The sequence below is a fragment of the Bradyrhizobium diazoefficiens USDA 110 genome (assembly GCF_000011365.1).
Taxonomy (GTDB): domain Bacteria; phylum Pseudomonadota; class Alphaproteobacteria; order Rhizobiales; family Xanthobacteraceae; genus Bradyrhizobium; species Bradyrhizobium diazoefficiens.
On the sequence record NC_004463.1, the window covers coordinates 4,626,317 to 4,638,060 of the forward strand.

11 protein-coding genes are annotated in these 11,744 nt (G+C 64.7%); 5 read left to right on the plus strand and 6 right to left on the minus strand.

Going from position 1 to position 11,744, the window contains the following annotated elements; genetic code table 11:
• Positions 1-7: 7 nt before the first annotated feature.
• On the minus strand, positions 8-970 hold the full coding sequence (locus BJA_RS20810; protein ID WP_038966803.1) for an alpha/beta hydrolase: 963 nt from the start codon (positions 968-970) through the stop codon (positions 8-10).
• 101 nt (positions 971-1,071) lie between these two features.
• Between BJA_RS20810 and BJA_RS20815 the strand changes: the two genes are divergently transcribed.
• The 3 genes from BJA_RS20815 to BJA_RS20825 all read left to right on the plus strand — a co-directional run bounded on the left by BJA_RS20815 (position 1,072) and on the right by BJA_RS20825 (position 4,363).
• A complete protein-coding gene (locus BJA_RS20815) occupies positions 1,072-1,749 on the plus strand; it encodes a nitroreductase (protein ID WP_038966804.1) in 678 nt (225 codons plus the stop codon).
• Positions 1,750-2,020: 271 nt separating this feature from the next.
• On the plus strand, positions 2,021-4,036 hold the full coding sequence (locus BJA_RS20820) for an FIST N-terminal domain-containing protein (RefSeq protein ID WP_011086964.1): 2,016 nt from the start codon (positions 2,021-2,023) through the stop codon (positions 4,034-4,036).
• A 123-nt stretch (positions 4,037-4,159) separates the two neighbouring features.
• A complete protein-coding gene (locus BJA_RS20825; RefSeq protein ID WP_028171162.1) occupies positions 4,160-4,363 on the plus strand; it encodes a hypothetical protein in 204 nt (67 codons plus the stop codon).
• 59 nt (positions 4,364-4,422) lie between these two features.
• Here BJA_RS20825 and BJA_RS20830 read toward each other — a convergent pair whose 3' ends face one another.
• Genes BJA_RS20830 through BJA_RS20840 form a run of 3 tightly spaced genes read right to left on the minus strand, consistent with a single transcriptional unit; the run spans position 4,423 to position 7,044 of the window.
• Positions 4,423-5,544: an HD-GYP domain-containing protein gene (locus BJA_RS20830; protein WP_011086965.1), complete on the minus strand. Its 1,122-nt coding sequence runs from the start codon at positions 5,542-5,544 to the stop codon at positions 4,423-4,425.
• Positions 5,545-5,593: 49 nt separating this feature from the next.
• The gene (locus tag BJA_RS20835) at positions 5,594-5,926 is read right to left on the minus strand and encodes a PilZ domain-containing protein (protein ID WP_011086966.1); all 333 of its coding nucleotides are present in this window, start codon (positions 5,924-5,926) and stop codon (positions 5,594-5,596) included.
• On the minus strand, positions 5,923-7,044 hold the full coding sequence (locus tag BJA_RS20840) for a DUF2336 domain-containing protein (RefSeq protein WP_011086967.1): 1,122 nt from the start codon (positions 7,042-7,044) through the stop codon (positions 5,923-5,925). The genes BJA_RS20835 and BJA_RS20840 overlap by 4 nt, the downstream gene beginning before the upstream one ends.
• A gap of 301 nt (positions 7,045-7,345) precedes the next feature.
• Here BJA_RS20840 and BJA_RS20845 point away from each other — a divergent pair, with 301 nt between their 5' ends.
• Positions 7,346-8,293 carry a helix-turn-helix domain-containing protein gene (locus tag BJA_RS20845; RefSeq protein WP_011086968.1) on the plus strand — a complete coding sequence of 316 codons (948 nt, stop codon included), beginning with the start codon at positions 7,346-7,348 and terminating at the stop codon, positions 8,291-8,293.
• A 50-nt stretch (positions 8,294-8,343) separates the two neighbouring features.
• Positions 8,344-8,934, plus strand: coding sequence for an NADPH-dependent FMN reductase (locus BJA_RS20850; protein WP_038966812.1), 591 nt, complete (start codon positions 8,344-8,346; stop codon positions 8,932-8,934).
• Positions 8,935-8,953: 19 nt separating this feature from the next.
• Here the strand turns inward: BJA_RS20850 and BJA_RS20855 are convergent, their stop codons facing one another.
• Complete coding sequence (locus BJA_RS20855; RefSeq protein ID WP_011086969.1) at positions 8,954-11,035, minus strand: methyl-accepting chemotaxis protein; 2,082 nt, start codon at positions 11,033-11,035, stop codon at positions 8,954-8,956.
• Between the two features lie 96 nt (positions 11,036-11,131).
• Entirely contained in the window at positions 11,132-11,572 is a 441-nt protein-coding gene (locus BJA_RS20860) for a DUF1810 domain-containing protein (RefSeq protein ID WP_011086970.1), read from the minus strand.
• Positions 11,573-11,744 lie beyond the last annotated feature (172 nt).

Genomic DNA, 11,744 nt, shown 5'->3' on the forward strand with positions numbered 1-11,744 from the left:
TCGGTCCTCATATGCCGCGCGCGAGCAGCGCCTTGAAGTCGGCGCGCGCACGCTGCGCCTCGGCCCGCGCGACGTCCGAGGCGTCGCCGAGACCAAAATAGCCGTGGATCAAGCCTGGGCCCTCATGGTGCTTGACGCGCACGCCGGCGGCCTCCAGCGCCCGTGCATAGGCGGCACCCTCGTCGCGCAGGGGATCGAACGAGGCGGTGGCAACGATCGCGGGTGCGAGGCCGGCAAGCGAAGCCGCGCGCAGCGGCGAGACGCGCCAGTCGGCGCCGTGGCCGGGATCGGCGAGATAATGGCCGCAGAACCATTCCATCACGGCGCGGGAGAGGAAGTAGCCGTCGGCATTCTCGGCGCGCGAGGGAAAGCGCGCGTTCTCGCGCGCATCGGCATAGTGGCCTGCGACGTCGGTCACGGGATAAACCAGCAGCTGCGCGGCGAGCTTGATGCCGGCATCGCGGCAGGCGATCGCGGTGGCGGCTGCGAGATTGCCGCCGGCGCTGTCGCCGGCAACGCCGAGGCGCTTTGCGTCGCCGCCAAATTCCGCGACGCGGTTGAAGATGTCGCGCGCCGCGGCAAAGGCATCCTCGAAGGCGCCGGGAAAGCGCGTCTCCGGCGGGCGACGATAGTCGACGGAGACGACGACCGCGCCGGTCTCGATCGCAAGGTTGCGTGCCTGCCGGTCATGGGTCTCGAGATCGCCCGCGACCCAGCCGCCGCCGTGAAAAAACACCACGGTCGGCGCGGGATCGGAGCCGATACGGTAGAGGCGCGCATCGAGCGGGCCAGCGCCGCCTTTCACCTTGATATCCTGCACCGTATCGACCGGTGGCGGCGGCACGGCCGCGCGCGCGGCAGCCAGTGCGCGCAAGGAATCACGGGCGCTCTGTGGCGTCATCGTGGTCGGATCGCGCAGCGGCAGCAGCGGAATGATCTGGGCGATGACGGGATCGAGCGGTGCGGCCATTGCGGGTCCTTCCACGGTTCTTGGTCTTGCTTGCGGATTAGCATAGATTTTTCGCGCCGCATCGGCAACTGCCGGACGGGTCTGCGCCAGGGAGGTTGAGGTTGGAATTCGAAACGTTGGTCCAGTCGCGCCGCAGCGTGCGCGGCTTCAAGAACAAGCCGGTGGCACGCACGGTGATCGAAGCGATCATCGAGAGCGCCAAGCGCGCGCCGTCGTCGATGAACACCCAGCCCTGGCACGTTCATGTGCTGACAGGCAGCCCGCTGGAAGAGCTGCGCCGCCGCAACATGGAAGAGATGGTCGGCGGCGCCAAGGTGAAGCGCGACATCATCAGCCATGGCGAGTACCAGGGCGTGCATCGCACCCGGCAGGTCGACATCGCAAAGAAGTTGTTCGGCGCGATGGGGATCGCACGCGACGACAAGCCGATGCGACAGGACTGGGTGCTGCGCGGCTTCCGCCAGTTCGACGCGCCGGTCTCGCTGGTCTTGACCTATGACCGCGTGCTCGATCCCGGCGCGGTCTGCCATTTCGATCTCGGCGCGCTCTGCTACGGCATCGTGCTCGCAGCCTGGGACCGCGGGCTCGGTTCGGTGATCAACGGGCAGGGCATCATGCGCTCCGACATCGTGCGCGAGGTTGCGAAGATTCCAGAGGACGAGGTGATCATGACCTGCGTCGCGATGGGATATCCCGACGACGGCTTTGCCGCCAACGCGGTGCGCTCGGATCGCGAGGCGAACAGCGACTTCGTCCGCTTCGTCGGATTCGCCGAGTAGTGCACGCGGGCGCGGATGTGTCGGCGCCACGGAATCGTGCCGATGTCCGTTGCAATGCCGCCGGCGCGAGGGCGCCGCGCGGATTTGATCTGGATCAAATGCACCGATGCGATCGGTATCATGAGCCCGCGAAACGATGCGACGCCGTAATCCTACGGTGCGCATTCACAGCACAAACGCGCCTGCGCCGCGCGCTTCCTAACCGAATGGCAATTTCGAATCCGTAGTTCACTCCTTTGAGACGCGTCGCGCGTCGAACAAGGATATTGCCATGCTCTCGTTGTTTTCCCAGGCAAGTCACAAGCAGCCCGCGCCGTCGATCGTTGCGGAGGTACGGGAAGAGGCTCCGGCGGTTCGTGAGGCCTGCGCGATTCGGGTGCTGGAGAGCGACGACCGGCTGCAAAATATTTCCGAGGGCGACTTCGTCGTAGAGGGCGCGCGGTCGCCGCTGGTTCTCGCGTTCATCTCGCCCCACTGCGACTTCGCGCGCGTTGCATCGTCGTTGCAGAGGCTGGCGGGGTCGACGCCGGTGATCGCGATGTCGACCGCGGGCGAGCTGTGCTCGGCGGGCCAGTCGCTCTACAAGCCGACGGGGTCGAACTGGTCGTCCGTCGTCGTGCAGGTTCTTCCGGCCGATCTGTTTCAGTCCGTCAGCATCCACAGCGTCCGCCTCCACAACGACGACATCCGCAAGGGGGAGCCGTCCAGGGCCCATGACGCGCGCATCGAAGCGATCACGCGCGAGGTCGCCGCGATAAGGACGCCCTTCGCGATCGACGTGCGCGATACGATCGCTTTCGCGCTCGTGGACGGCGTGTCGGCGTCGGAGAGCTACTTCATGGAGGCCGTGTACAGGAGCGGCAAGTTTCCGTGCGGTTTCGTCGGAGGATCCGCCGGCGGCAAGCTCGACTTCCAGCATACCCATCTCTACGACGGCAGGCAGGTGCTCGAGAACCATGCGCTGATCGTCTTCATGAAGCTGGCGCCGGGCCGCGCCTACGGTATCTTCAAGACGCAGAACTTCAAGAAGACCGGAAAATCCTTCGTCGTGATGGACGCCGATCCGGATCGTCGCACCGCTTCGGGCGTCATGGAAGGGAGCGAGATCAAGCCGTTCGCCTCCGTGGTGGCGAAGGCGCTGAACACGATTCCGGCGAACCTCATGTCGATGATGACGAAGCACTCCTTCGGCATCGAGGTCGGCGGAGACCTGTTCGTGCGCTCGGTCGCGGGCATCGATGCGGACAGCGGCGTCGTGTCGTTCTTCTGCGACGTCAATTCGGGCGACAGACTCGAGTTGCTGGAAGCCACCGATTTCGTGGACCAGACGCGGCGCGACCTCGAGGCCTTCCTGCGCGACAAGCCGCCGGCGATCGGCGCGATCCTCAACGACTGCATCCTGCGCCGCCTGAACAACGAGAGCCAGCTCCGCAACATGAGCGGCATGTGGCCGATGCCGGTCGCGGGTTTTTCCACCTTCGGGGAGCTGTTCGGGATCAACATCAACCAGACGCTGACCGCGATCGTGTTTTTCGACGTCAGGGAAAAGCCGCTGAACGATCCGTTCATCGAGACGTTCCCGATCCACTACGCGCATTTCGTCGAATATTTCACGCGCACCCATCTCAACCGCATGGTCATGCTGAACCGGATCAAGGACGACATCGTGCATCGTCTGACGGAATATCTCAGCGCCAGCGCCACGCTGAGCGGGAAGGTCGAGGGCGCGCTGCGCCAGACGGCTTCGATCAACGCGATCGTGGAGGAGATCCGCTCGGTCATCGTGGCGAGCGCACAATCGGCGGCGCGGGCGACCGACACGACGGCATTGTCGCAGGAGTTCGCCGGCCTCACTCAGGCCATGAACGGGCTGCGGGACATCCTGAAGATCATCGACACGATCGCGGGCCAGACCAACCTGCTGGCGCTCAACGCGACCATCGAATCGGCGCGCGCGGGCGAAGCGGGACGGGGCTTCTCGGTGGTGGCGACCGAGGTGAAGAAGCTCGCGCAGGACACTAAAACCAGCCTCACGCGTACCCACGCCTCGATCGGAGGCATGGAAACATCGCTCGAGTCGCTCGGAGCCAATATCAACGACACCCGGGGCCAGCTGATCCAGACCCAGGAAGGCTACAACAGCATCGTGACGCAGATCGAGGAGATGTTCAAGAATCTTCAGATGATCAACACCGTGCTATCGGACCTCGAGAGCTTCGTGCGCGACCGCAACGGGGCGTTGACCAGCGCCATGAGCGACATCGAGACGCTCAAGCGGATTGGGTAGGGCACAGAGCCTGCCGCTTCGCAAATTTCGGTGACGACCGTTCAGATCGCACTTGCATTCTCTTCGCGCCAGCAGGAACAATGTGCCTCGTGAGAGGTTTGTTGCTGGCGCGAGGGAATAGGCATGCGGCGGCTGGCTAGCCTGATTCTAAGGTTCTTCGGCCCGCGAGTGCGGCGCCCGATCGACGATGATCCAAGTCTTCCTTTCTCAGCCGACGAGTTCGGCCGATTGATCCGCAGCGGCAAACGAGAAGACATGAAGCTGCTGGCCGAGGGCCTCGCCTGCCGCTCCATCCCCCGCCGCGCCAAATACCGGGCGACGCACTAGCGTTCGGCAGCAATTGTCGGCTGCAATTATCGCATGGAGGCGCTCGCCGGTTTTCCGGGCTATCGCGTCAGCGCGACCTGCTTGAACGAGGCGACCAGCGCCTTCTCCAGCTTTCCAGTCATCCCACAGAGAATATTGTAGGCTTCCACGCGTGGCATCGTCGGCTTGTAGTGGCGATGCTCGATCAGCGCTGCGAAGATGTCCGATATCGTGAGGATCCGCACGATATCGCCGATGCTCTCGGCGCAGAGCGCATCCGGATACCCGCTGCCGTCGAGATATTCGTGATGATGACGCACGGCATCGAGGATTTCAGGCGAAATCCCCTCGTGCCCTTTCAGAAACTCATAGCCCGCGGTCGGATGCGTTTCGATCAGAGCGCGCTCCTCGGCGTCGAGGCGGCCCGGCTTGTCGAGGATGGCGAGCGGGATCTGAGCCTTGCCGATGTCGTGGAACATGGCGGCCGAGTAGAGGCGTTCCAGATCGGCCCTGCCGACGCCGAGGCTGAGGCCGAAGTCGATGGCGACGCCGGTCACGAGCAGGCAGTGCTGATAGGTGCCCTCGTGGTGGCGCCGCACCGTCGTGAGCCATTCCGACAGGCCGTGCTGGGTGATACGATCGGCAATCTGGCGACCGGCTTTCCTGGTGCCGGCGACATCAAGCGGCTCGCCGAGCGTGACGGCCGTGAACATCGACGCGATGGCGGTTGCCGCGGCTGCTGCCGCATTGTCCAGCTGCGTTGTGCCGCTTGAGGAAGCAGACACAGGCTCGGCCGGATCAGCCAGCGCTGCCAGCAGCTTGATCCTGTTGATCGCCCCGGGGAGAACGAGCGTGGCGCCGAGCGCGTAGGCTTGCGATACAGTTGTGTGAGAGGAGTGCTCGACTAGGAAGATCCGCTTCGTGGCCTTCGCCAGCTTGGCAGCCCGCTTCTTGATAGCCGCGATGCTTTCGATGTCACGCAACTCGGCGCGGACGACGATTGCGAAGGGAACTTGCGACAGCTTGGGCGCGGCGTCGAGCCGTTCGCCGGCGACCGCAAATTGCCGCTCGAGCATCGAGCAGACGCCCCACAATTTGTCGGAGGAATCGGCCAGAACATGCACGAACGGGCGTATCGCATCCGGCTCTCGAATGCCGCCGTCGCCTTTGACGGGGCGGGATATGGTTCGCGCGTTCTGCACGGTGCACCTGTTTCTACCGGGAGTTCAAAGAAATCGATGATCCCTGGGCCTATTTGCTTTGAACGGAAGTCTGCGCGGCGGCCGCCGCTGCGCTGGCCGGTCTTTTCTTGCCGTCTGAGGTGATGAAGTGTACGCCGGCCATGGTGCCGTCGATCCAGACCAGCTCGCAGCGACGGTAGGCTAGTCCCGTCGACGACAGCAGCATGAAGAATTCCTTGGCCTGAAGAACGTCCAGCGTGCCCTCGACCTCGAGCTTGGCGCCCGTTTGCGAGACGTCGAGCAGGACGCAACTGCGTCGCCAGGTCCCGTCCGAACCCATCAGGTTGACAGGCTGCTTGTGATCCATCCGTACGCGAAGCGCCTTGCGACCGTCGAACCTCATCGGCTAACCCCCATTTTTGTACAGCGATTTCTCCCATCGCTGGTGTTGGCACCTGCCGCGATTTCCCCCCACCGCACCGTCCATTGGCTGGTCGACAAGAGGAGCGTTTCGAAGATCTGCTGCGCGCGTTCGCGCTCGGCAAAGGAGAGACGTGCACCGCCTCGGTTGCTCAGGATCGCGAGCGTGGTCGCCCAGTTCAGGCGCGAAGCGCGGCAGGCCATGACAAGGGCCTCGCAGTCGTCATCGATCATGACATGCTCAACGATCTCGATCGGGGCTCCCGAGAGCACGGAGAGCGCCGTGAACAGGTTGGCGGTCTCGCCGCGGATCGCAAAGCGGTTCACTGTCGAATCGTTGAGCTTGCCGACCCGGTTGAGGGCGACGATTTCCGGCCTTGCGCTCGCATAGTCGGCCGAGCAAGGCCGCTTTGGAGCAATGAGGGCGGCGGCGACGCCCGGTGCGGCGCCCTGTCCCGGTGCGGCAACGGCGCTGGGCTTGGCCAAGGCCTTGCCTGGCGAGATGGAGAGCAGCCTGCGCACGACCAGATCTGGTGTACCGGGCCGCAGCGCCAGCGCCTTCGTGATCGCGTCATCCGCCGAGCCATTCTCGACGAGTGCAGTATAGGCCGCGTCGGAGAACCGGGCTCCCGGGTTCCTTAGCAGCGCAAGGCAGACCGTGCGGCCGCCGCGTATGACCAGCACCTCGGCTACAGCCGCTTCGACGCGCGCGCGAGACGCGATTGCAAGTCGATGGCTTTCGCCGCAGGACGTTGCGACCGTCTCGAGGTCAGCGGCGGACAGCGCCTGCGATTTGAGCAGGATCGGACATGCGACGGCGGAGTCCTCGTGCGAGGCGAGGTGCCTCAATGTCTCTTGCGGCGCAACAGGCAGCTCGGCGAGCGCTCGGCTGAGCTGAATCAGCGAATCCGGAGCGACCCGGTTTGCCAGTCGGAGGAGGACACCGTCGACGACGTTGACGAGCAGCTCCTGAGGCCGGTCGCGGCTGGCTGTGAGCAGATGGACAATGCCTGACAGGATACGCCCGCAGCGCTCGGGCGAGCAGGCCGCGATCGCCTCTTCCAACTCCAAAAGAATATCTGCAGGCGAATTTGCCATCACGGCAGGGCCTGAATCTCAAAAAAAACGAATGAACGAGTTCTATTGCGCCTTAAAGTTGTTAATTTGGATTTTAGACTTTGACCCTTCAGGTATCAGCGCACCGCCCGCTTTACCGGAAACGCTATCGAAATTTGGCAGGACGCCAACCGTCAACTTGTCCTTTGAATTGGACCCTCGCCAACTGATCGAGACAGACTAGGATGATTTTTTCGGTCTAACGGGGCAACAGAAAGGGGGGAATTCAGGTCCGCGCTTTCACCCCGGACACGCGTATTTTTCCTGACGCGGTTTTCATTTTGCCATGACCAGCGATGATGATGCGCCAACACTGGCGCCAAAGATATTTCGCTTTTCCGACGTCGATGAGTTTCGCAACGCGATCCGCGGTCTGAACTTCGAGTTCACACCGTTTGTGCGAAGGATCGCGGCTGAGCAGATCATCCTGCAATTGCCAGGCTGCGACGTGAACGTGACGCGCGCTTTTCCGCGGGTTGTGGACGCTGAACTCATCGCGGATTGCACGGCGGTTGGTTTTGCGATGGACGACCTCGACGTTCCCATTCGCTTCAACGGTGCGCAACGCGACCGCGCGGTCGTCGTCATCGGCAGCGGCGGCGCGGCCTACAACACCATCGAGGAAGTGCAGCGGCAAATCGCCTCGGTCGTCTTCCGACCAGAGGTCAAGAACCGCGGCTGGCCCGAGACGCGTTCCAATTTCAAGATCTTTGAGACCAGCACATTGGCGTTGAATGGGGTGCGGAACGTGGTCAGGGAGGTGGTGGCCGCCGCGTCCGAGCCCATCGATCCCACTGAGGCGCCGCTGAAGGCGGCGGCGATGAAGGAGTCCCTGTTCGGCGCGGTCGACGCCGTCTTCGCCAACTTGGTTTCGGCGCGATGGACGGTGAGGCCGAACGACGAGCGGCAGTTCAAGATCTTTCAGGACATCCGCGCGCTGTTGTCCGGCGATCTCGCCCAGCCCATCTACAGCGAGGAGATCGCGCGCGAGCTCGGCCTTTCCGTCCGCACCTTGCATGATGTCGTCCGCCGCTATCGCGGCATGAGCCTGCACCGTTACCTGCGCCTGCGGCGGCTGTGGTTGGTCCGCCAGCGGCTATTGGCGGGCGCCGATAGCGTCAAGGCCGTCGCGCTGGCCTTCGGCTTCTGGCATCTCAGCGATTTCTCCAGAAGCTATCGCGACCGGTTCGGCGAGGCGCCGTCGGAAACGCTGGAGCGCGGACGCAGGCGCTAGCACGACAAATGGGTTGGGGCCGGACTCCGGTTTTGTGCTAGCCTTCAGCCATGAGCAATCGCATCCTCGTCCTCTACGGTTCCTACCGTTCCGACCGCATGGGCATCCGCCTTGCGAATTTTGTCATCAATCGCCTGCGCGAGCGCGGCGAGGATGTCGAGTTCATCGACGCCAAGGCGATCGGCCTGCCGATGCTCGACCGCATGTACAAGGAATATCCCAAGGGCGCCGCGCCCGAGGCGCTGGAGAAGCTGGCCGGGCAGATCCGCGGCGCGGACGGTTTTGTCTTCGTCACCGGCGAATACAATTGGGGCATTCAGCCCGGATTGAAGAACCTGACCGACCATTTCCTCGAAGAGTGGTTCTGGCGTCCGGCCGCGATCGTCAGCTACTCCGCCGGCCGCCTGTCCGGCGCGCGCGCCTCGACCGCCTGGCACGGCACGCTGTCGGAAATGGGCATGGTGGTGGTGTCGAGCACCATCGGCGTCGGCCCGATCGCGCAGACGCTGTCGGCGGATTCCGAGCCGATCGGCGAGGGCGGCAAGGCGCTGGAGCGTTCGTTCCCGCGCTTTGCCGACGACCTCGCCTGGTGGATCGAGGCGGCCAAGGCGCAGCGGGCGCGCAAGGCGCCGCCTTATTGAGTTTGCGCGAGCGGCAGCGTCAGGCGGCCCTGACCTCGCCGAGGAAGTGGTCGAACTGTCCGGCGAGATCGCGCGACTGCGTCGAGAGCTGCTCGGCCGCGCCCAGCACTTCCCGTGCGGCCGCTCCCGTGTCGTCGGCGGCGCGCTGCACGCCTGAGATGTTGGTGTTCACTTCCTGGGTGCCGCGGGCGGCTTCCTGCACGCTGCGGGCGATCTCCTTGGTCGCCGAGCCCTGTTCCTCGATCGCCGCGGCAATCGCGGTGCCGATCTGGTCGATCTCGGCGATGACGTCGGCGACGTTGCGGATCGCGGCGACGGTCTCGTCGCTCGCAGACTGGATCGCCGTGATCTGCTCGGAGATTTCGGTCGTGGCCTTGGCGGTCTGGCCGGCCAGCGACTTCACTTCGGATGCGACCACGGCAAAGCCGCGGCCGGCGTCGCCGGCGCGGGCGGCCTCGATGGTCGCGTTCAGCGCCAGCAGATTGGTCTGCTCGGCGATGCTCTGGATCAGGGTGACGACGTCGCCGATCTTCTGCGCGCCCTCGGCGAGCGTACGTGCCGTGTCGCCGGTGCGGCGGGCGTTGTCGACGGCGCGGGCCGCGATCTCGGTGCTTTGTGCGACCTGACGGCCGATCTCGGAGATCGAGGAGGTCAACTCCTCGGTCGCGCTCGCGACCGTCTGCACGTTGGTGGAGGTCTGCTCGGAGGCCGCGGCGACGACCGCGGCCTGGCTGTTGGTCTGGGCCGCGGTCGCGGTCATCGACTGCGCCGTGCTTTCCATGGTGGAGGAGGCTTTCGAAAGCCCGCCGACGAGCTCGGTGACCTTGGCTTCGAACGCGCGGGTGAGCTCGTCGAGCGCCTGCGCGCGGCGCATCTTGCCGTCGTTCTCGGCCTGCTTCTCGGCGGCGAGCCGGTCGGCCCGGATCATGTTGTCCTTGAACACCTGCACGGCCGCGGCCATCGCCCCGATCTCGTCGGAGCGCTCGGCGCCGGGGATCTCCTCGGCAACGTTGCCTTCGGCAAGCCGCGACATCCGCGTGGTCAGGCCGACGATGGGCGCGCAGACGCGGCGGCGCACCGTCACGACGAGGCCGATGCTGGCGATCAGCACGGCGACAAGGCCGAGGAGCGCGACGGTGAAGCTGGTGCGTGCAGGCGAGGAGGCGCCCGCCAGGATCTGCTCCGCATTGTCGTAAAGCGCGTCGCGGACCTCGATGATGGTGCCGAGGCCGCGCTGCGTCGCGGCGTAATAGGTGTCCATGTCGTGTTCGTACTTGCCGCTGATCGCACCGTCCTTCACCAGCTTGAGCTCGCGGCCGAACTCCTCGATATAGACCGCGTTGAACTTCTCCAGCGCAGCGGCGACGTTCGCCGGCGTTGCCGGATTGCCGCGCAATTCCAGCAGCGCCATCACGATCTGGTCGTTGCGGCCCTGCGAGCGGCTGATCTCGGCCTTCTCGGTGTCCGTCGCCGGTTTCTTGCCCCCGACGAGGTTCTTGTGCAGGCTGGAGTTGAAGCCGCCGACGTCGCGCAGCGTCATCGCGATGTTGGCGTAGCTCGCCTGCCGGTAGGCGTCGCCGTTGAGGATCGCCATGCGGCGGACCTGCTCGTTGAGCAGCGCGGTCACGGCGCCGTTGAGCACGGCGTTGTCGGCGACGATCTTCTTGGCGGCGTCCTTGCGCGCCTCCGCCGGTCCCGCGAGCGCCTTGTCGATGGCCTCGCGCAGCGCGGTGAATTTCGAATTGATGCCGTCGATGTTGTTGCCGGTGGTGGCGCCGTCGTCGAACGGGCCGGGAAGGTCCTTGCGTAGCGCGTTCATCCGGTCGCGGGCGCCGTCGGTCTGCTTGCGCAGCTTGTCCTGCTCTGCGAGCAGCGCCGGGTCCACCGTCGCCGGTCCATAGAGGATGTTGGTCGAAAAGCCGCGCTCGGGGTTGAGATAGCGCGGGATGTCGCCGACGGCGCGGACGATCGCGAGCCGCCCCTGTGCTTCGGTGATCCGCTCCATCGTCTGGTACTTCGTCACGGCGACGTAGACGGCGAGGCCGCCGCCGACGGTCGAGAGCGAGACGATGGCGGTGGTCAGGAGCGTTCCGATTTTCATGTTCTGTCCGGCAATTGGCGCGGGGAGAATTATTTTCCACGGACGATAGGTCGCCCGTGTTAATCCCGGGTTTACGCTGCTTGCCGCCGCGCGAGCTCAGCTGGACGGCTGATCGAGCTTTGCGAGGATCTCCAGCGTCGCGCCGTCGCGCTCGCCGGCGAAATACCGGGCGAGCGCCTCACTGAAAATGGGATCATCGGACACGGCGCCGAACAGCGTCATCGAGGAGCGGAATTTGGCGTCGTCAGGCGCGCCGAGGATCGCGTTGATGGTCCGCCCCTGAACGGCGAGCACGAGCCTGGTGCACGCGATCAGGCGCGGGCCAAGGACAGGGTGGGCGAGATAGGCCTCGGCCTCCGCGCGCGAGCCGATGGCGTAGCGCTGAGTCATGGCGCTGAAGCCGAGGCCGGCGACCTGCGGGAAAATGAACCACATCCAGTGGCTCTGCTTCCGGCCCCGGGACAGCTCCCCGGTCACGGTGGGATAGACCGGGTTTTGGGCCTGGACGAACCGGTCTAGATCGAAAGGAGCGGTCATTGGATACCTTGGGGGTGCCTTGACGGCCGTGATTATGCCTAACTTTTGGCTCCCAATGTGGTAGCTGGTATAGAGAGTCTCCGGGTGGGGGTGGGTCTCCCCGGGGGTCGATTTGGGGATCTGATGGTTTCCGACACCGCAAGAGCCGAGAGGCTGTTGTCGCGCCGCCGTA

What these genes read in the sequence shown, in the direction of transcription:
- BJA_RS20810 (WP_038966803.1), bottom strand. Translation starts at nt 970, where the DNA reads ATGGCCGCACCGCTCGATCCCGTCATCGCCCAGATCATTCCGCTGCTG.
- BJA_RS20820 (WP_011086964.1), top strand. Translation starts at nt 2,021, where the DNA reads ATGCTCTCGTTGTTTTCCCAGGCAAGTCACAAGCAGCCCGCGCCGTCG.
- BJA_RS20825 (WP_028171162.1), top strand. Translation starts at nt 4,160, where the DNA reads ATGCGGCGGCTGGCTAGCCTGATTCTAAGGTTCTTCGGCCCGCGAGTG.
- BJA_RS20835 (WP_011086966.1), bottom strand. Translation starts at nt 5,926, where the DNA reads ATGAGGTTCGACGGTCGCAAGGCGCTTCGCGTACGGATGGATCACAAG.
- BJA_RS20845 (WP_011086968.1), top strand. Translation starts at nt 7,346, where the DNA reads ATGACCAGCGATGATGATGCGCCAACACTGGCGCCAAAGATATTTCGC.
- BJA_RS20850 (WP_038966812.1), top strand. Translation starts at nt 8,344, where the DNA reads ATGAGCAATCGCATCCTCGTCCTCTACGGTTCCTACCGTTCCGACCGC.
- BJA_RS20855 (WP_011086969.1), bottom strand. Translation starts at nt 11,035, where the DNA reads ATGAAAATCGGAACGCTCCTGACCACCGCCATCGTCTCGCTCTCGACC.
- BJA_RS20860 (WP_011086970.1), bottom strand. Translation starts at nt 11,572, where the DNA reads ATGACCGCTCCTTTCGATCTAGACCGGTTCGTCCAGGCCCAAAACCCG.